Below are 18,715 nucleotides of genomic sequence, written 5' to 3' on the forward strand. Positions count from 1 at the left end.
CGCCGAGCGCCTCGGCCCCGCGCCGGCCCGCGCGTTCGCGCTCGGCCCGTTCGAGGGCGAGCTCGCGCGGGGCGCGCGAGGCCTGCTCGCCGCGGCCACGGCCATCGGCGCCGCCGCGAGGCCGAGCGCACGCGAGGGCATCTTGCTGTCCATCGCCGTCGCCGGCGACTTTTCCCGCACCGGCGAGGCGGCGTCCGAGGAGCTCGCGGCGTCGTGGAGGGACCTCGCCGAGGGCTCGTTCGGCCATCTGCTCGGCCTCGACGTGCCCGTGACGGCGCCGCTGCCCACGCATGCGCCCGACGCCGTCGCGATCGCGGTCGAGCTCGACCCGAAGAAGCTCGCGAAGGGCCTCGCGGACGCGACCTCGAACGAGATCGATCAGATCATGCGATGAGGGGACGCGCGGCTACCGCCGCCCCTTGAAGCCCATCATTCCTTGCACGACGGCCTCGCTCTCCTCGGCGATCGCGCCTTCCTGGGCGACGCGGTCGGCGCAGTCCTCGCACATCTTCTTCTTCTTGGTCCCGACCTTGACCGTCTTCAGCTCGTCGACCTCGTTGTCGCACTCGCGGCACGTGGGCATTCCGGATCCTCCTCGGCGCGATCCTAGCCCAAATGGGGCGATTTGCCGCTCGGGGGGCGGCGCACGGGCGACGGCGAAAATTTGGCCCTTCCGATCTGCTTCCCGTATCGGGCAGACGGACCTTCTCATGGAACGACGGATCGGCCCTCGCGCGCAGTGCGACTATCCCCTGGTTGCCATCGTGGATGGGCATCGCCACGCGTGCCGCGCCGTCGACCTCTCGGTGAGCGGGCTCGTCTTCGAAAGGCCGCGGGCGCTCGTGGATCGAGAACTCGGCATGGTCACCGCGTTCGAGCTGGACGTCGGCGCGGGCCGACCGATTCGCCTGCGCGGCCGTCCGATCTGGTCGAAGGACCGGCTGCAGGCGATTCGATTCGTCTCGATGAACGACGCCGACCGGCTCACCCTCGCCGAGCAGCTCGATCGCAAGAAGGTCCTCGGCGACCCGTTGCATTGAGGCCCGAGCGCCGCCGCCCGACGACGAGCACGATTCCGAGCGCCGCCATTGCGGCCATCACGCCCCGTTCGGCCTCGTTCTCGCCCGCGGCGGAGCAGGCGCAGCCGCCCGTCATCATCACGCCGTCGTCGCCGATGGTCGCCTGATTCGGGCCCGCGCCCGCGCCGCCCGCGCCGCCGACGCCGACGACGTCCACGCCGCCCATTCCGCCGGCGCCGTTCGGCCCCGACGCGACCAGCGCCCCGAACGAATACACCGCTCCGGCATTCTCGCCCTTGTCGTTATCATCGCCCGGGGCGCCGACGAGCACTGTGTCCACGGAGACCGCGACCGCGATGCCGAAGAAATCGCCGTCGGCCCCGTCCGACGCGAGGAGCCGATGATCCGGGGCAAAGACGCCGTCCTCGCGCACGAATACGTACGCCGACCCAGCACCCGTCACGTTCGGCCCGGTGAGATAAGTCCCCACGAGCGCCACGTCGCCCGAGATCGACGTCGCCATTCCGAACCTGCCGTATTCCTCCGCCGCGGAGGGCACGAGCTTCTGCGGCGCGCTCCAGAGCTTGTCCACCCGCGAAAACACATACGCCGCGCCGCCGTCCTCGGCGACGTCGTCGTCCCCCGCCGCGCCCACGAGCGCCGTGTCTCCCGAGATCGCCACGGAAATTCCGAAATAGTCTTGCTCGCCCGCGTCGTCCGCCGCGAGAATCTGTTCGAGCGGCCAGGCGCCCTCGGCCCGATCGAAGACGTATGCCGCACCGACCGGGACCGGCATACCGGCGTTGTCCCGCGGCGCCCCGACCACCGCGGCGTTCGCCGAGAGCGCGACCGACGCGCCGAAATGGCTCGGCGTCCCGTCTGCCGGCAACAGCACCTTTTGCAGGCCCCACATATTCCCGGACGCGTCCCGAACGAAGATGTACGCCGCGCCGGAATCGAATCCGACCCCGTCCTCGCGGCTCGCGCCGACGAGCGCGATCGTGCCCACGATCGCCACCGACGTGCCGAACGAGCCAATCATCTCCGGGTTCAGCGAGACGAGCTTCTGCTGCTCCTTCCAGGCCCCGCCCTCGCGCACGAAGACGTACGCCGCGCCCGCATTTTCGGCCTGGTCGTCACCGTTCGGCGCGCCGACGATCGCGATGTCGCCCGCGATCGCCACGGAATAACCGAATGCATCCGTCGCCTCTGCATCGGAGGCGACGAGCTTCTGTTCCGGGACCCAGACGCCGTCTTTTCGTACGAAGATCTGCGCCGCGCCGGCGTTCTCCGCGATTCCGTCGTCGGAGGGCGCACCGACGATCGCGGTGTCACCATCGATCGCGATCGCCACGCCGAACTCTGCTTCTTTCATCCCCTCGGGCGCCATGAGCTTGTCGCCCGGGTTCCATTCCAGCGTATTGGCCGCGACTCCGGTGCGCTCGGACCCATCGGCCCCGCAACCGGCGACGAGCCACAAAAGCGGGACGAGCCCGCGGCACAGCACGGAAGAAATGGTGCGCATGTGTCTCCCCCAGCATCACGCGCGGGCGCTCCGCGTGTGATTCCCGGAAATCAAAACGCGCTAGGTTTACACCACGGAGCGCGCGTGACCACCCGACTCGCGGGATTCACACAAAATCCTGGCGAGCGCTCCCCTTCCGCCGGAGACGTCCCGGCTCAGGTTTCGAGCACCCGTTCGTCCGTCACGACAACCGGCAGCGGCACGTCGCCCTCCGTCACCGGCACCTCCGATAACACCTGAAAATCGTACGCCACGCCAATCGCCACCCCCGGCGGACAGAATCGCGGGATCGTTCGATCGTAATACCCCGCGCCATACCCGATCCGGTTCCCCTCCCCGTCCACGCCGAGCGCCGGCACCACCACCACGTCGACCTCCGCCGCCTCCGGCTCCGTGAGCCGGGGCTCCTGAAAGCCGAGCCCGTGCTCCTCCATCGCCTCCGGTTCGGCGGGGATCCGGAACGTCATCACCCGCGTCTCCGGGTGGATCGAAGGAAATGCCACGACGACGCCCCGCGCCCGCAGCTCCGGGACGAGCGGCCTGAGGTCCACCTCGCCGCGCTTCAGGATCGGCCAGAAAAGCGCGACCGTCCGCGCTCCGGCGAGCTCCGGCCGCGCGAGCAGCCCCGCGCGGATCTTCGCTGACCGCTCGGCCAAGGACTCACGCGGGATCGAGTTCCGGAGCGCCCGCATCCGTTGCCGCAGCACCCCCTTCGCGCGGTAACGCAGCACCCGCATCGCCTCGGGATCGAAGTCTTCCATCGCGGGCACCCTACCCCGAACGTCCACCCCACGCACGCCGGTGTCCTGCGCGGCGCTCCCCCGCGCGCCCCTGCCGTGGTAACGGTTCTCGAACCGATGCGTCCTTGCGCGATCATCCCCGCTTATCAGGCCGCCCGAACCGTCGCCGAGGTCGTCCGCGCCACGCGCGCCCTCTGGCCCGACCCCTCCGCCGTCTTCGTCGTCGACGACGGCTCCACCGACGGCACGGCCGACCTCGCCCGCGCGGCCGGCGCCACCGTTTTGTCGCACCCCAACAATCGCGGCAAGGGCGCGGCCCTCCGCACCGGCATGACCCACGCCTTGCGCCGCGGCTTCGACGTCGCCGTCACCCTCGACGCCGACGCCCAGCATCCGCCGGCCGAGGCGCACCGCGTCGCCTTCGTCGACCCTGACCCGCGCGCCCTCGTCCTCGGCGTGCGTGACCTCGTCAAGGCCGGCGCGCCGCGCGCGAACCAGATGTCGAACCGCATCTCGAACTTCTTCCTCTCGCTCTTCAGCGGCCGCCCCCTCGCCGACACGCAATGCGGCCTGCGCCGTTATCCGATCCAGACCACGCTCTCGCTCGGCGCCCGCGACGACGGGTATGCCTTCGAGGCCGAGATCATCCTCCGCGCCATTGCGGCCGGCGTCCGCATCGTCGAGGTCCCGATGGACGTCGTGTATCCGCCGGAGCACGAGCGCATCACCCATTTCCACAGCGTCCGCGACCCGGCGCGCATCGTCTTCCGTGTCGTCACCACCATCGCCGAATCGAGGCTCGCCCCCGTCACGATTCCCCCGGCGCCGCCCCCCGCCCCCCCGGCCAAACCCTCGCGGCCCTCGCGGGAATCGCCCCGCGAGAGCGCCCAGGAGCTCTGAGTCCGAGGCGCCGTGACCCAAGAAGACCCGAAAAAGCCCGCCCCCAAGGCCCGCGCGCGCTGGAAACGGCGGCTCCTCGTCGTCTTCGTCCTCCTCGTCGTCGTCCCGACCCTCGCCCACGTTGCAATCCTCGCCGGCACGCGCATCGAGCCCCCGGCCATTGCCCAAACGACCGGCGACGCCGTCGAAACGCGCCCCGGCCTGCGCGTCCTCGGCCCCGCGTATGCTCGAAAACGCGGCGCGATCCTCGAAGTCCGCCTCGCCGGCACCCCCGAGGAGATCGGCCACCAGCACGCGCGCCTCCTCTATCGCGAAATGGTCGAGAACGAGGGCACGCTCTACGACCAGTTCAGCCATTACGTCCCCGTCCCGCCCCTCCGCTGGCTCCTCGTCGACCTGAGCCGCCTCGAATTCCGCCACGTCGACCAGGGCATGCAGGACGAACGCCGCCGCGAGATCGCCGCCCAGGCCCGCGGCTTCTCGCCCGACCCTTACGACGGCTTCCTCTCGACCTACCATCGCTTCGTCTTTTTGCATTCCCTCTACGACATCGCCCTCTCCTTCGAGCATTCGCCGCTCATCGGCTGCACGAGCTTCGCCCTCGGCGACGGCGCCTTCGAGGACGGCCACACCGTCCTCGCCCGCAATTTCGATTTCGAGGCGGGCAGCATCTTCGACACCGGCAAGGCCGTCTTCCTCGTCCGCGAAGAAGGCCGCATTCCGTACGCCTCCGTCGCCTGGCCCGGCCTCATCGGCGCCGTCAGCGGCATGAACGCCGAGGGCCTCGCGCTCGTCGTCCACGGCGCCCGCGCCCGCGAGCCTCGGAGCGTCGGCGAGCCCGTCGTCCACACCACCCGCGACCTCCTCGCCCGCGCCCGCACCACCGCCGAGGCCATCGACCTCCTGCGCGACCGGTCGCCCATGGTCTCGCACATGATCATGCTCACCGACGCCAAAGGCGACGTCGCGATCGTCGAGCGCGCCCCGGGCGAGCCGATCCACGTCCGTCGTGGACGCGGAAAAGTCCCGCTCACGAACCACCTCGAAGGCCCGCTCGCCGGCGACCCCGCGAACAAGCGCGTCGAGGCCACGACCTCCACGCACCCGCGCCGCGAGCGCCTCGACGAGCTCCTGTCGAATCTCCCGCCGGCCGCGTCCGTCGAACGCGTGATGGGCGTTCTGCGCGACAAAAATGGCCTCGGCGGAGCGCCCCTCCCGATCGGCCATCGCCGCGCCCTCGACGCCCTCATCGCCACGCACGCCGTCGTCATGGACACGACGGCGCGTGTCCTCTGGGTCAGCGAAGGCCCGCACCTGCTCGGCCGTTTCGTGCGGTTCGACGTCGCCCGGCTCCTCGAATCGGGCTACGAACCCAAGGATGACGAGCCGCTCGTCACCGCCCCCGAGGATCCGCTCTACCGGTCTCCGGACTACGAGGCCTGGGAAAAAGCGGGCAAACCGCATCATGGAGAGCTGTGATGGATCGACGTGATTTCCTTCGAAATGCCCTCGCCGCCTCGGGCGCGCTCCTCGTCCCCGCGACCCTTGCCGGACAGGCCCATGCCGACGAGGTCTCCGAGGTCCTCGGCCGGATCGCGAAGGCGCGCGCGGACCTCAAGACGCTCGTCGGCCCCTTCGAGCAGGAGCGCACGATTGGCCTGCTCGCGACGGCCGTGAAGAGCGCCGGCGAGATGACCATGGTTCGCCCCGATCGATTGCGCTGGGAGCTCTTGCCCCCGGACGCGGTCACGTACTGGGTCGGCCCCGAGGGTTTTTCCTTCGCGACCCCGCGCGGCGCGGCGAGCGTCGGCAAGGCCGCGGCGGGCCGGTTCGGCGCGGTGCTCGGTGATCTCATGATCCTGATGGGCGGCGACCTCGAAAAACTCCGCGCCCGCTACGACCTCAGCATTCCCAGCAAAAAAGACGGCATCACGCTCCGCGCCGTCCCCCGGGCCGAGGACGTGAAGAAGCACGTGAAGCGCCTCGAAATGCGACTCGGCATCGAGCTCTGGACGATCAGCGAGGTCACGATCGAGGAGCAGAGCGGCGATCAGAGCGTCATTCGATTCGGCAAGCAGAAGCGCGACGTCACGGTCGACCCGGCGAAGATGACGCCGCCGAAGAGCTGACGAATCCTCTCAATGCCGCGCGCGCTTCCGCGCCGCGGCGAGCCCATCCCGCAACGTCGCTTTCGTCGTCATCCCGCCGAGCCCCATGTCGAGCTCCACCAGCGCGTGGGCCGCGGATGGCCCGAGGCCCGTCAGCACGACCCTCGCGCCGAGCAGCCCCACCGCTTTCGTCGCGCGGACGAGCGCCTCCGCCACGGCCGCGTCCACCGACGGCACGCCCGTCACGTCGAGAATCGCGACCTCGGCCGCGTGCGTCACCACGCCGTCGAGCAGCGCCGCCATCATTTGCTCGGCCCGCGTGGAGTCCATGGTCCCCACGAGCGGCATCAACAGAACGCCGTCGCCGAGCGGCACGAGCGGCGTCGAAATCGCCCGCAGCATCTCCCTTTGCGCCCGGATCGTCTCTTCCTGCGCGGCCGCCGCCTGCGCCGCCCGCTCCGCCGCGAGCCGCTCCGTCACGTCCGTCAGCACCGCCTGCGACCGGATCACATTTCCTGCATCGTCCCGGTCGGCGATCGCCGAGAGCATCACGTCGAGGAGCGATCCGTCCTTGCGGACGAACTGATACAGCACGTTGTCGCATCGGCCTGTCTCGAAAAACGCGGGCAGGACGACCTCGCGCGCATACCGAGCCGACGCCGGCGTCAAAAACTCCGTCGAGCGCCGCCCGAGCGCCTCGTCCCGCGTGTATCCCATCGCCTCGATCCATCGATCGTTCACCGCGCTGATCCGCCCTTCTGCGTCGATCGAATGCATGATCGTCGGCAGATTCTGGAACATCCAATCGTGATGTTCGAGCGCGTGACGCGTCTGCCCGAGGGCCGCCACGGATTGCCTCGCGAGCGACGTCGAGACACGCTCCACCACGTCCTCCACGAAGGACGCCGCCGCGCTGCCGACCGCGAGCTCGCCCGACGCGAGGACGTGACGAACGAGGGCGCGACGCACGACTTCGAGCGCGAGGATCTCACCATCGAGCGGAATTCCCGTGGTTTCCAGCATTTCGCGCAATGTCGCCGCCGCGGCCTCCGCGTCCCCGGCCTCGGCCGCGCGAAAAAACCCGTCCACGAGCGGGTCGACGATCGCGGCGGGCGCATTCGTCCCTCCGCGCGAGGCGCGATCGTCGAGGTCCCGGCGGACCTCTTCCAGGATGGCTTCACGCCGGGGGAGCAGCGATCCAAGGACGGCAGCGTGCGGGGAAGCGTGCGACATGAGCGGCCCATATAGGACGCGCCGCGGCGTTTGAAAACGCCATTTTGACCACGAAAGACTGTAAAACCGTAGTAGGCTTCGCACATGCGCGCTCTCTCGCTCTCGATCCGGGCGCTCCTCTTCGCCCCGATCTTCCTCACGGCCTGCGCCGCTCCGCTCGCCCACGGCCCCTCGAAGGGCCTGCGCCTGCGCCACGTCGTCCTCTACCAGAATGGCCTCGGCTACTTCGAACGCACCGGCGAGATGTCCTCGGACAAACTCGCGCTCCGGTTTCGCGAGCGGGAGGTCGACGATGTCCTGAAGAGCGTCGTCGTCATCGAGGAGGGGCTCGGCCCGAACGAGACGCCCTCGACCGTCAGCGCCCGTTTGCCGCGCTCGGGCCGCGGCGAATCGCCCGAGGAGCCGACCGAGCTCGAGCTCGTCTTCTCCCCGCGCCCGTCGCGCCCCGTCTCCATTGCGTACGCCGTCCCCACGGCCGCCTGGAAAGCCACGTATCGCATCATCCTCCCGACGAAGGAGCAAAAGGACCGCCGCGCGCTCCTGCAAGCGTGGGCGCTCATCGACAACGTCGGCGACGAGGACTGGAACGAGGTGCGCGTCACGCTCGCCACGGGCGCGCCGCTCTCGTACAGCTCCGATCTCCGCTCGCCCACGATGATCGAAAGGCCCGAGCTCAAGGGCATTTACGGCCCGCAGGGCGGCGCCGTCGGCCCCGTGCTCGCCGAGAATGTCGCCGGCCGCGACACCGACGCCGACGGCATCCTCGATCGCGAGGACGCTTGTCCCCATGAACGCGGGGCCCCGAATGCCGATCCCATGCGCGCCGGCTGCCCCTCGCTCGTGCGCCTCGTCTCGAGCGAGCTCAAGATCCTCCCGCAGGTCCTCTTCGACAGGGGCTCCGATACCGTGAAGCCCGCGAGTCATCCGCTCCTCGACGAGGTCGCGAAGGTGCTCCTCGAAAACCCGTGGATCACGCTCCTCGAAATCGAGGGGCACACCTCGACCGACGAGACGAGCCCGCCCGATCTCGCGACGCGCCGCGCCTCGGCCGTGCGAGCTGCGCTGGTCAAGCGGGGTGTCCCAGGCATGCGGCTCTCGATTCGCTCGTACGGCGCGGACCGGCCCTTGGACAGCAATACGACGGAGCAGGGGCGCGCGAAAAATCGGCGCGTCGCATTCAACGTCGCCGATCAGGTGAAGCGGGAGGCCACGAACACCACGACGGGGACGACCTCGCCGATCACGACGGAGGCGCTCGCGCGGATGCCCGAGGGCGCGGGCCGCATCGACGCTTCGAGCGGCAGCTATCGGTACCAGATCGCGAACCCCGTCACCCTCGCGAAAAAATCGTCGGCGCTGATCACGCTCATCAATCGCCCAATGAACGGCGACGACGTCCTGCTTTATCGCCCCGACCCCGCGGCGCCACAAAGCGCGACGCACCCCTTCCGCGCGGCCGAGATCGAAAACAAGAGCGACATCGGGCTGCAACCCGGCTCTGTCTCGATCTTCTCGGGCGGCACGTTCGTCGGCGAAGGCGTGATCACGCGCCTCCTTCCGGGCGAACGCTCGACCATCCCGTACGCCGTCGACAATTCGACGCGCGTCTCGCAAGGCCGGATGTCCCTCGACGAACCCTTGCGTATCGTGGCCCTCGCGCGCGGCGTCCTGCGCGTCACGGACCGGCAGCGGCTCGTGACCACGTACGAGGTCGAGCCCGGCCACAACGTGCCGAACACGCTCGTCCTGCGGCACCCGCGGACGCCCGGCTACGAGCCGCTCGCGCTGCCCGAGGGCACTGAAAAGAACCCCGATGCCTATTTCATCCGCGTCGCGCTCACCCCGCAAAAGCCCCTGAAGATCGTCATCGAGGAGGCGCGCCCCGTCGAGCGGCAATGGCTCGTGCTCACGGCCGACGGCGAGCGGCTCGCGCTGTACCTGAAGGGCTCGGCGCTGCCCGCGGACACGCAAAAACGAATGGCGCGCATCGTCGAGCTCCGCCGCGCCCTCGGCGCCGCGAACGACGAGCTCGGCCGATTGCGAGAAAAGCGGCAGGAGGCCATCGATCGCGCCGTGGAGCTCCGGGAAAACGTCAAGGCCATCGAGAAGACGCCCCAGGCCGAAAAGCTCCGCAAGATGCTGCTCGAGCGGCTCGAAAGCGTGACGAAGAACGGCGACGAGCTCGCGGTGAAGATCACCCAGCGCAGCGACGACGCGGCCATCGCCCGTGCCGAGCTCGACGATGCCGTGCGCGACCTCGTCATCGAGGAGGACGCGAAGGCGGACAAGGAAAAACCCTGATCAGAGCATCGCCACGGGGTCGACGTCCACCACGACCCGGACGCGCCGATCGATTTCCGCGATCGCCGCCGCCGCCACCGCAGTCGCGGCCCGGAGCGCGCGGCGATCCTTGGCGCGCAAAAGAACCCGGAATCGGTACCGGCCTCGCAGGCGCGCGAGCGGCGCCGCCGCGGGGCCGAGGACCTCGACCACGCGCGATTGCCCCTCGGGCGAGGTCTTCGCGTGCGCCGCGATCACGCCCGCCGCGCGCCGCGCCACCTCCTCGTCGAGCGCGTCGACCCGGAAGAGCGTCAATCGCGAAAAGGGCGGATACCCGACCTCCGCCCGATCGGCGAGCTCGTGCTCCAAAAACGCGCTCACGTCGTGCCGCTTCGCGAATTGCACCGCGGGCTGCTCGGGATTGCGCGTCTGGATGATCACCCGGCCCGGACGATCCCGCCGCCCGGCGCGCCCCGCGACCTGCACGAGGAGCTGAAATCCTCGCTCCGACGCGCGAAAATCCGGCAAGGAGAGCGCCGCGTCCGCATTGAGCACGCCGACGAGCGTCACGTTGCCGAGGTCGTGCCCCTTCGTGACCATTTGCGTACCCACGAGCACGTCGATCTCGCCCGCCCGCATCTTCGCGAGGATCGCCTCTGCCTTCGCGCCGTCGGCCACGTCCCGATCGAGCCGCGCCACGCGCGCCGTGGGAAACGCCTCCGCGATCGTCTCTTCGAGCCGCTCGGTCCCGAGCCCTTCGAGCGCGAGCGCGGGCGCCTTGCATTCCGAGCACGCCGCGGGCATCGGCCCTTCCCAGTCGCAATAATGGCACCGCATGCGCCCGCCTCGCGCCCGGTGGAACGTGAGCGCCACCGAGCAAGCGAGGCACGTCGCCACGTGCCCGCACGACTCGCACACGACGCTCGGCGCGAAGCCGCGTCGATTGAGGAACAGGATCACCTGCTCCCCCGCCGCGAGCGTCTTTTCGAGCGCGCGATGCAAAGGCAGCGAGATGAGCTTGTTCCCCGTCGGCCCCGCACCGATGCGACGCAGGTCGACCGTCGTCACCTCGGGCAACGTCGCCTCCCGGTGCGCGCGGTCGGGCAGGCGCAATTCGACGAGTTTGCCCTGACGCACGAGGTGCACCGATTCGAGCGAAGGCGTCGCCGAGCCGAGCACGGCCACGGCGGAAGCGCGGTGCGCGCGCAGCAGGGCCATGTCGCGGGCGTGGTACCGCACGCCCTCCTCCTGCTTGAACGAGCCGTCGTGCTCCTCGTCCACGAGGATGAGCCCGAGGTTCGCGACGGGCGCGAAGATCGCCGAGCGCGCCCCGATCGCCACGCGCACGGCCCCGGTCCGCACGCGTTTCCACATCGCGTGCCGGTCCGCCTCCGACAAACCGCTGTGCAAGACCGCGAGATCGTCGCCGAACCGCGCCCGGAACCGGGCCACGAGCTGCGGCGTGAGCGCGATCTCGGGCACCATCACGATCGCTCCGCGACCACGCGCGAGGCAGCCCGCAATGGCCCGCAGATACACCTCGGTTTTTCCGGACCCCGTCACGCCGAAAAGCAGAAATGACGCCGATTTCTGCGCCCCAAGCCCCTGCAGCGCCTCCTCGATCCGCGCCTCGGCCGCGCTTTGCGCCTCGTTCAACGCCGGCGGCTCGTCGCGCGGCTCGGGCCTCGCGAAAAACGCGTCCCGCGGCGGCTCCCGCTCCTCCGTCACCACGAGCCCGAGCGAGGCGAGCTTCTTCACCGCGGCCCGCGCATTGCCGAATTTCTCTTCGAGCCGCGCGATGGGCATTTCCCCGTTCGACCGCAAGAGCGCGAGCACCGACGCGGCCTGCCCGCGCAAGACCCCCGGCTCCTCCACGGCGTCCGTCGGCCGCGCGTACGCGATCTTGCGCCCGCCCACCTGCTTCACGCGCGAGAGCGTGCCGGGCAGCTCCCCCTGCGCTTCGAGCGCGCGCACGTCCTCGCGCTCGACGGCCGGGAGCGCGAGCCGGAGGACCTCGCCGATCGGCGCGAAATAATACGACGAGAGCTCGCGCAAAAACGAGAGCAGCTCCGGCGGCAAGACCGGCTCGGGATCGACGACCGCCGCGATGGGCTTGAGCCGCACGCCCTCGGGCGCCGCGCCCTCGGACATCGCGAGGACCACGCCGAGGACCTTCTTTCGACCGAACTCGACGAGCACGCGCGCGCCCGGACGAACCGAGGCGGCGAGCGCGGGCGGGACCTCGTAGGAAAAGGCCCGAGCGAGCGGGACGGGGACGGCGACCTCGCAGAGGAGGGGCATGGGTGCCGGAGAGGTATCAGGTTTTCGAGGGTCGTGCATCCAGGAGGACGAGCGGGCCCGTCCACGCGCGGAACGTGATAACTCGGGGGCATGACGCGTGGCCTCCTCGATTACTTCGCAGATCCGGCGGAACGGCCCTTGCTCGAGTTCGCGATGAAAGGCACGCTCTCGAGCCGGATGCGGCTCGCCTATGCAGCACGGCTCGAAGCGACCGATCCCGAGCGGGCCGAGTGGCTGCGGGTCGAAGTCTCGCTGCACGACAGAGCTACCGAGGATCCGGCGACCCGCGCGCGATTCACCGAGCTCTCGGGCCTCGTCTCCCGCGACTGGACGGATCTCCTCGCCCGCAACGAGATCCTGAATTGCGGCAGCGCCAAGCAAGAGAAGCAGTACGTCCGGTTCACGTTCGAATGCCCCGAGCGCTGGGAGACACTCGCGCCAACCGAGGAGGCATCCGTGCGCTTCTGCGGCCGCTGCCAGGAGCGCGTCTATTTCTGCAGTCGCGGAAGAGACGCCGCTGCGCATGCCGAAGCGGGGCATTGCATCGCGGTGCCCCGGGAGCGAGGGGTGGCCCGCCTGGGGAGGCCCGATCCCCGCGGCAGCTGGGCTCGCGAGCTGTTCCCCGACGACGAGTGATTCACGTCAGCCGCCCGACGTGAGCTGGAGCATCACGAGCCCCGCCACCATCGCCGCCGCGAGCAGCAGAATCGCGCCCGCATATCCGCCCTCCGACGCCTCGCGCGGCGCGACCTTCACCAAGGCGCCGCTCTTTCCCTGCGCTTTCAGCGCCTTGCGCCGCTTCTTCGCGAGCCGCTTCTCCCGCTCCGCCGGATCGAGCGATTTCGTCTGCCGCACGCCGCTCTCGGGCGCGTCGGCGACCCCTTCCTTCCGCGGCACCACGCGCTGCGTGGGCGGCGTCGGCGTGTGGTTCGGGTTTTTCTCGGCCGCATTCCCGTTCGCCGGCCGCGCGCGTTTCCCGATCGGCGTGATCACCGCGACCGGACCGCGCTCGATCGCCTCGATCGCGCGCTGCCGCGCCCGCCGCTCGGAGAGCACTTCCTTGCCGAAATGGTGCGTGAGCCACGCGCCGAACTGGCTCGGATTCGCGATCATGCGCGTCTTCGCGGCGTACGCCTCGAGGTCCTCTCGCATCGCCGCGGCCGTGGAATACCGCTCGTCCGTGTCCCGGGCGAGCGCGCGCCGCACGATCCCGAAAAGCTCCTCCTCCTCGGGCAAACCCCGGCTCGGAAGCGCCGGGATCTCCGCTCGGAGCGAGGCCTCCCGCAGCGACTCCCCGGGCTGCGCCTTGTAAAGACGCCTGCCCGCGAGCAGCTCCCACAGGATGATTCCGACCGCAAAGACGTCCGAGGCCGCGGTGAGCGCCTCGCCCCGCGCCTGCTCCGGGCTCATGTACCCGGCTTTGCCCTGGAATGCCGTATCCGCGCTGCTCACCGCGCCCGCCCGCGCGATCCCGAAATCGCAGAGCTTGACCTCCCCTTCGAAGCTCACGAGCACGTTCGCCGGCGAAACGTCGCGATGCACGATCCCGTGCGACGCGCCGCTCTCGTCCCTCGATCGATGGGCGTAATCGAGGCCGCGCAGCACGTCGCCCACGAGCAGAAGCGAATACGCGACCGGAAAAGGCACCCTCGCCGCCGCGGCGCGGCGCAAGAGCTCGCGCAGGTCGAATCCCTCGACGTACTCCATCGCGAGGTAAAGGCTCTCGCCGTCGCGGCCGAGGTCGTGCACCTCGACGACGTTCTCGTGGCGGAGCAGGCTCGTGATGCGGGCCTCCTCGGCGAGCATCTCCGCCATGCGCGCATCGTGCGCGAGCTCCGGCAAGACCTCCTTGATGACGCAGAGGCGATGCCCGCCGGACTCGGTCTTCTGGCGCGCGAGATACACGTTCGCCATGCCGCCGTAGCCGATCCGCTCGAAGAGCGTGTACGGGCCGAGCTTGCAAGGCAATCGCCGGCTCGCGCGCTGCTTCCGGCGCGAGGACGGAATGGCGGAGGGCGGGGGCGTGGGGGTCGGTTGGGCAGCGAGCGCGGCGGTCACGACTCGTCCCCCATGCCAGAGGGCCGGGGGACGGGCCAAGAAACCGCGCGAACGCGGGACGCGGACTAGAAGAGGACTTCGCGCTGCGCGGACTGCGGCACGCCGCGGGTCTTCTTGTTGCTGCCGAAGACGATGAACGGCTCGTCGCGCGACGGACCGGTCAAGCGCTCGTAGATGGCGTCGATCGAGAGGATGAGGCTCGCGCTGAGCGTGGCGTCGGGGCTGTAGAACGGATTACGACGCTTTCCGTCGAGGCCGATCTGCGTACTGGCATTGCCGTAATCGATCGAAAAACCCCACTCCGAGGCGGGGAAGTAACTCACGCCGACGCCGAAGCTCGTCGTGTACCGCGTCGTCGTGGGGTTCTCGACGCGGGCCGGGTCGGCGCACCCCGTGGTGATTTGCACGCAATCGCTCACCTGAGGCTGATTGAGGAACGAATACTGGAGGCCGCCGCTCAGGAAGACCCAGAGCGTGTGACCGAAGAGCTTCTCGTCGAAGAAGAGGAACGCGCCGGTGCGCAGGCTGTTCGTGTCGATCGAGCCGCCCGTGAGCTGGTCCGACATCGACACGGTCCCCTGGAGCGTCTGCCGCGGCCGCTGGATGTCCGGGTTCGTCGGGACCGTCGCCCGCGTGAACTGGTGATCCCAGCGCGCGCTCACGCCGAGGAGCACGTTCTTCAAAAAGTCCGCGTCCTTGCCCCGCATCGGCACCTGCGCGAAGACCGACACGCGCGGCGAGGTCGTCACGTACACCCCGCGATCGTGCGAGAGCTTCGAGGTCGGCAAGAGGACGGTGCCGTTCACCGCCATGCTGAGCCCCCATTCCTCGTTTTCGCTTCTCCAGAGCGGCTTCGAGAAAATGCCCTGAATGGGCAGGTCGCGGAAGAGCGGCTCGCGCTTCGTCGTGGTGAAATCGCTGTTCGTCAACTCGACGTCGAAGCCGGGCGCCGTCTGCACGCGGAACGAATACCCGCGCGGCTTGCCGTCGGGGAGCTTCGGCTCGAGGACGAAGTAGTTCAGCACGAGGCCGAAGCCCATCGAGACCTGCTCGCCCTCGCTGCCGATGTTGTCACGACCGAGCCCGAGCGCCGTCGTCGTCGCGTTCGTGCCCCAGTTGAAGTTCGTGCCGCGCCACCGCACGCGCGCGGGCGCCGTCTTGGGCGTCACGCCCGCGTCCGCGCCGGGCCCCGGCGGCGCGAGCGTCCCATTGTTGCCCCCGGGCGGCGCCGGAGGCGGCGGCGGGTTGAGCGGGGTCGTGGTGTTGCCCGTGAGGTAAGGCGGGAGCGCGACGGGCGGCGGGGGCTCGGGCGCCCCGGTCGGATCCCCCGGCGGAGGCGGCGGCGGAGGCGCGTCCGGGTTCGGGGAGGGAGGCGGGGGCTGCGGCGCGGTCGGGTCGGCCTGATCCGCTGCCGCGGCCGGCGCCGGCTGCGCCAGCGCCGAGGCCTGCCCAAAGAGCCCCACGCCGAGGGCAAAGACGATCCCGAGACGATGCTTCATGCCGTGCTTCTCCACGATCGACCGAGCGCCCTCGCCGCCGGTGCGGACGCCCCGAGGGACTCGGGTGCGTCTCACACCTGGCCCCCGGCGTCAATGACGGGGGGAGGAGGGCGCAGCGATCCAAGGCAGGAACCGTACCGCACCCGAAGCAGCCGCGATCCACGTATTTTGTCGCGGAAACGGCGCCGAGGGCGGGGGCCGGGGCGGGGGATCGTTACGGTCTTGACGAGGGGGGCCGTCGCGATGCTGACGAGCCGAGAACGTCAGGCGGGGGCGCGGCGTGGGCGGGCTCGCCGAACGTCAGCAGGGGCAGAGGAAGTAGGGGACCGAGACGCTGCGGACCGCGAAGCCGCTCGGGCCCTTGCGGAGAACCGACTGGTAGCCGAGCAAGGAGGGCGACCCGTCGCGATCGAGGTGGACCAGGGTGCTCGGGAGGAAGTCGTCCTCGCCCTCGTAGAGCTTCACGAAACGAGCGTCCTTGCCGGAGCCGCCTTCGAGCTTCCAGAGCGCCGTGAGTTTCCCCCGGAACGCGCTGCAAACCTCGCCGGCGTCGGCGTCGAGCCACACGTAGGTCGCGCCCTCGCCCGAAAACACCTTTACGGTCGGGGTCGCGCCGTTGAGATGCTCCCACGGGACGTCGGGCGTCTGGACGCCCGAGTTCTGGTAGGTCTCGTCGATCTCCGTATACCCCGCGAGGTTTCGCATCTCGGCGGCGGCGCGCGTCGCGAGCGCGGTGGGCGCGTCCTTGACCGTGAACGGGCGCGCCTGGGCGAGGTCGCGGTCACGCGCGAACATCGCGTCCTTGCAATCGCCCTGCACGTCGCCGAGCTCCGCCACGAGCGAACGGCCGCCCTCGGCCATGTCCCACGCCTCCTCGGCGATCTGCTCGGGCTTCGCGGGCGGGATCGGCGTCCCGTCGAAATCCTCGCCCTTCCATTGCTCACGCACGTTGTACTCGGGCTCGACGCGGCTGATCAGGCTGATCGGGCCGAGCCTGCCCTCGCACACGGCGCCCTGGGGGCCATACAGGCGGACGGGCGTGCCGATGCGGCGGACGAGCGAGGCTGGCAGCGCCGTGGGCACGATTTCGCGGCGCGTGACGACGGGGGATTCGTCGGAGACGAGGGTCGGCGCGCCCTGGGCCCAGCGATCGACGTCCGGATTGGCATCGAGGACGACGTACGTCTTCCCATTCTCGACGAGGACGTGCGCAAAAAGGCTCGGATCGATGTCGCCCGGCATGACGGGAACTTTTTCGGGCGAAGGCGCCGCGGGCGCGGGCGCGGGCGCGATGACGACGGAGGGCTCTACGCTGGGGATTTTGACGGCGGCCTCCCGCTTCGAGCAACCGACGGCGGACACGACGACCAGAAGAGCAGCGAGAGCGGAACCGAGACGCATGACGAAGCCTCCGGGCACGGTACCATCACGATCCGTGCCGGGCCTCGTTTTCGGGGCAAGACGCGGCGCTCGCGGGATCTCGCCGCGAAGAGCCGTGTCTCTCGGTCCACCGGCCGTAGCGCCGGCCCCACGCCGCTCTATCCCGTCAAGCCGCCGCGACTTCCGGCTTGGACTCCGCTTTTTTTTCGGCGTTCGCGGGCGCCGCGGCGGCCTTGGGCTTGGCGTTCCACACGCGCGTGGCGAAGAGCAGGCCCACGGCGGCGACCGGGAGCATGGCGATGGGCCATTGCTTCCAGTTCGCCGGATCCTTCGCAGCCTCGCCGGAGGGCAGGATGCGGGCATACAGGAGCGACTGGAAGCCCGTGCCGAGATACACGAATCCGTCGATGATGCCCGTCGCCACGCCTGCGTTCTTCTTGCCGCCGAAGTCCATGCTCGCGGTGCCCGAGAGCATGCCGTGCACGCCGATCACGCAGAGCGACATGAAGACGACCGCCCAGCCCGTGATGGGGCTGCCGAGCACGGCGAACGTGACCGCCGCGCCCACGAGCAGGCCCGCATAAAGGACCGACGCGACCGGGCCGCGGCGCGATTCGAAGACGTGGTCGGAGATGAGCCCCGCGAAGATGCCGCCGAGGATGCCCGCCACGCAGAGCAAGACGCCCCAGTTCGCCGAGACGAACCCCTCCTTGACGCCCGTCTTGTCGGCGAAGACGAGGTACCATTTCATGACGGCGTTCCGGAGAAAGCCGCTGCAGAACTCGATGGCGATGATGATCCAGATGACCTTCTGGGAGAACATCCGCCGCGCGACCTCGGCGAGCCCGACCGGCTCGCCCGTGTCCCCGCTCGACGCGTCGGCCGTGTCGAAATCGGCGAAACCCGCTTGTCCGGGCGTATCGCGGATGATGAACGCGTCGAGGACGAAGAAGCCGACGAGCAGGGCCGCCGGGACCATGAAGGCCGCGGTCATGCCCATCGCTTTCGCGATGAAGCGGCTCCAGTCGTAGGCGAAATAGAGGCCGAGCGAGATCAGGATGCCGAAGACGCCGCCGAGCACGCCGCGCTCGCGGATGTGGAACCAGGGCGCATTGACCTTGACGATCGAGACGGCGCCGAAGCTCTGGAAATACATGTTCCCCGCGAAGAGCACGGTCATCGCGGTGACGACGGTGCCGTGGTCCATCTGGCCGGCCTGCGCTCGCATCGTGACCACGCCGAGCAGCGCGTTCATGAGCGCCGAGCCGCCGGCCGCGATGAGGATCGTCGCGCGACCGCCCCATCGATCCGTGAGCGGGCCGTTCAGGAGGAAGGCCACGCCGTACAAGATGGAACCCACGCCGTCGATGTCGCCGTACTCCTGCTTCGTGAGCAGGCCGATCTTCTCCATCAACGACGCGTTCGCCGAGAGGTTGTAGCGGCCGAAGTAGAGCAGCGCGTACGTGAGCCCGAGGGGGAACCAGTTCAAGAAACGCCGACGCTTGAAGGCCTCCGAGTGACCGAGGTCGATCTTCGGGAGGCGGCTGATGACCACGGCGATCGCCGCGAGCAGGAGCACGATCGGCAAGAGGTTCTTGAGCCAGTCGGGCATGACGGACCCCATCCTACCCGAGCCTTCCCTCCGTTCGCACGCGTAAAGCCACGTTGCGGC

Annotated in this window: 15 protein-coding genes and 1 pseudogene; 7 read left to right on the forward strand and 9 right to left on the reverse strand. The window is 69.5% G+C overall.

From position 1 onward, the window contains the following. Window positions 1–394, forward strand: a pseudogene (locus QHF83_RS09900) (hypothetical protein); the annotation flags it as partial. A 12-nt stretch (window positions 395–406) separates the two neighbouring features. Here QHF83_RS09900 and QHF83_RS09905 read toward each other — a convergent pair. After that, the gene (locus tag QHF83_RS09905; protein ID WP_272417222.1) at window positions 407–583 is read right to left on the reverse strand and encodes a hypothetical protein; all 177 of its coding nucleotides are present in this window, start codon (window positions 581–583) and stop codon (window positions 407–409) included. A gap of 127 nt (window positions 584–710) precedes the next feature. Between QHF83_RS09905 and QHF83_RS09910 the strand changes: the two genes are divergently transcribed. Beyond that, entirely contained in the window at window positions 711–1,040 is a 330-nt protein-coding gene (locus QHF83_RS09910) for a PilZ domain-containing protein (RefSeq protein WP_282417534.1), read from the forward strand. Here QHF83_RS09910 and QHF83_RS09915 read toward each other — a convergent pair. Together QHF83_RS09915 and QHF83_RS09920 are read right to left on the reverse strand one after the other, a co-directional pair. Further along, a complete protein-coding gene (locus QHF83_RS09915; RefSeq protein ID WP_282417535.1) occupies window positions 985–2,544 on the reverse strand; it encodes an FG-GAP repeat protein in 1,560 nt (519 codons plus the stop codon). The genes QHF83_RS09910 and QHF83_RS09915 overlap by 56 nt on opposite strands. Window positions 2,545–2,699: 155 nt before the next feature. Then, window positions 2,700–3,305: a 5-formyltetrahydrofolate cyclo-ligase gene (locus QHF83_RS09920; RefSeq protein ID WP_282417536.1), complete on the reverse strand. Its 606-nt coding sequence runs from the start codon at window positions 3,303–3,305 to the stop codon at window positions 2,700–2,702. Window positions 3,306–3,401: 96 nt separating this feature from the next. Here QHF83_RS09920 and QHF83_RS09925 point away from each other — a divergent pair, with 96 nt between their 5' ends. The 3 genes from QHF83_RS09925 to QHF83_RS09935 are packed head-to-tail and all read left to right on the forward strand — an operon-like array spanning window position 3,402 to window position 6,313. After that, entirely contained in the window at window positions 3,402–4,184 is a 783-nt protein-coding gene (locus QHF83_RS09925; RefSeq protein ID WP_282417537.1) for a glycosyltransferase family 2 protein, read from the forward strand. 12 nt (window positions 4,185–4,196) lie between these two features. After that, window positions 4,197–5,663 carry a C45 family peptidase gene (locus QHF83_RS09930; protein WP_282417538.1) on the forward strand — a complete coding sequence of 489 codons (1,467 nt, stop codon included), beginning with the start codon at window positions 4,197–4,199 and terminating at the stop codon, window positions 5,661–5,663. Then, entirely contained in the window at window positions 5,663–6,313 is a 651-nt protein-coding gene (locus tag QHF83_RS09935) for an outer membrane lipoprotein carrier protein LolA (protein ID WP_282417539.1), read from the forward strand. Before QHF83_RS09930 ends, QHF83_RS09935 begins: the two co-directional genes overlap by 1 nt. 9 nt (window positions 6,314–6,322) lie before the next feature. Here QHF83_RS09935 and QHF83_RS09940 read toward each other — a convergent pair whose 3' ends face one another. After that, window positions 6,323–7,525, reverse strand: coding sequence for a PAS domain S-box protein (locus QHF83_RS09940; protein WP_282417540.1), 1,203 nt, complete (start codon window positions 7,523–7,525; stop codon window positions 6,323–6,325). Window positions 7,526–7,609: 84 nt separating this feature from the next. On the opposite strand from QHF83_RS09940, the gene QHF83_RS09945 reads away from it, so the two are divergent. Further along, a complete protein-coding gene (locus QHF83_RS09945; protein ID WP_282417541.1) occupies window positions 7,610–9,826 on the forward strand; it encodes an OmpA family protein in 2,217 nt (738 codons plus the stop codon). Here QHF83_RS09945 and priA read toward each other — a convergent pair whose 3' ends face one another. Next, window positions 9,827–12,106: a primosomal protein N' gene (priA, locus tag QHF83_RS09950; protein ID WP_282417542.1), complete on the reverse strand. Its 2,280-nt coding sequence runs from the start codon at window positions 12,104–12,106 to the stop codon at window positions 9,827–9,829. It lies immediately after the preceding gene. 90 nt (window positions 12,107–12,196) lie between these two features. Here priA and QHF83_RS09955 point away from each other — a divergent pair, with 90 nt between their 5' ends. Then, window positions 12,197–12,742, forward strand: coding sequence for a hypothetical protein (locus QHF83_RS09955; protein ID WP_282417543.1), 546 nt, complete (start codon window positions 12,197–12,199; stop codon window positions 12,740–12,742). A gap of 6 nt (window positions 12,743–12,748) precedes the next feature. Here QHF83_RS09955 and QHF83_RS09960 read toward each other — a convergent pair whose 3' ends face one another. The 4 genes from QHF83_RS09960 to QHF83_RS09975 all read right to left on the reverse strand — a co-directional run bounded on the left by QHF83_RS09960 (window position 12,749) and on the right by QHF83_RS09975 (window position 18,655). Then, a complete protein-coding gene (locus tag QHF83_RS09960; protein ID WP_282417544.1) occupies window positions 12,749–14,164 on the reverse strand; it encodes a serine/threonine-protein kinase in 1,416 nt (471 codons plus the stop codon). A gap of 65 nt (window positions 14,165–14,229) precedes the next feature. Beyond that, entirely contained in the window at window positions 14,230–15,663 is a 1,434-nt protein-coding gene (locus QHF83_RS09965) for a hypothetical protein (protein ID WP_282417545.1), read from the reverse strand. 300 nt (window positions 15,664–15,963) lie between these two features. Continuing rightward, window positions 15,964–17,064 carry a hypothetical protein gene (locus QHF83_RS09970; RefSeq protein WP_282417546.1) on the reverse strand — a complete coding sequence of 367 codons (1,101 nt, stop codon included), beginning with the start codon at window positions 17,062–17,064 and terminating at the stop codon, window positions 15,964–15,966. Window positions 17,065–17,209: 145 nt separating this feature from the next. Then, entirely contained in the window at window positions 17,210–18,655 is a 1,446-nt protein-coding gene (locus QHF83_RS09975) for an MFS transporter (RefSeq protein ID WP_282417547.1), read from the reverse strand. Window positions 18,656–18,715 lie beyond the last annotated feature (60 nt).

Origin of the sequence: Polyangium sp. 15x6 (assembly GCF_029960785.1) — a bacterium.
Classification (GTDB): Bacteria; Myxococcota_A; Polyangia; order Polyangiales; family Polyangiaceae; genus Polyangium.

What these genes read in the sequence shown, in the direction of transcription:
- QHF83_RS09975 (WP_282417547.1), bottom strand. Translation starts at nt 18,655, where the DNA reads ATGCCCGACTGGCTCAAGAACCTCTTGCCGATCGTGCTCCTGCTCGCG.
- QHF83_RS09915 (WP_282417535.1), bottom strand. Translation starts at nt 2,544, where the DNA reads ATGCGCACCATTTCTTCCGTGCTGTGCCGCGGGCTCGTCCCGCTTTTG.
- QHF83_RS09970 (WP_282417546.1), bottom strand. Translation starts at nt 17,064, where the DNA reads ATGCGTCTCGGTTCCGCTCTCGCTGCTCTTCTGGTCGTCGTGTCCGCC.
- QHF83_RS09955 (WP_282417543.1), top strand. Translation starts at nt 12,197, where the DNA reads ATGACGCGTGGCCTCCTCGATTACTTCGCAGATCCGGCGGAACGGCCC.
- QHF83_RS09910 (WP_282417534.1), top strand. Translation starts at nt 711, where the DNA reads ATGGAACGACGGATCGGCCCTCGCGCGCAGTGCGACTATCCCCTGGTT.
- QHF83_RS09925 (WP_282417537.1), top strand. Translation starts at nt 3,402, where the DNA reads ATGCGTCCTTGCGCGATCATCCCCGCTTATCAGGCCGCCCGAACCGTC.
- QHF83_RS09935 (WP_282417539.1), top strand. Translation starts at nt 5,663, where the DNA reads ATGGATCGACGTGATTTCCTTCGAAATGCCCTCGCCGCCTCGGGCGCG.
- QHF83_RS09965 (WP_282417545.1), bottom strand. Translation starts at nt 15,663, where the DNA reads ATGAAGCATCGTCTCGGGATCGTCTTTGCCCTCGGCGTGGGGCTCTTT.
- QHF83_RS09920 (WP_282417536.1), bottom strand. Translation starts at nt 3,305, where the DNA reads ATGGAAGACTTCGATCCCGAGGCGATGCGGGTGCTGCGTTACCGCGCG.
- priA (WP_282417542.1), bottom strand. Translation starts at nt 12,106, where the DNA reads ATGCCCCTCCTCTGCGAGGTCGCCGTCCCCGTCCCGCTCGCTCGGGCC.
- QHF83_RS09945 (WP_282417541.1), top strand. Translation starts at nt 7,610, where the DNA reads ATGCGCGCTCTCTCGCTCTCGATCCGGGCGCTCCTCTTCGCCCCGATC.
- QHF83_RS09905 (WP_272417222.1), bottom strand. Translation starts at nt 583, where the DNA reads ATGCCCACGTGCCGCGAGTGCGACAACGAGGTCGACGAGCTGAAGACG.
- QHF83_RS09940 (WP_282417540.1), bottom strand. Translation starts at nt 7,525, where the DNA reads ATGTCGCACGCTTCCCCGCACGCTGCCGTCCTTGGATCGCTGCTCCCC.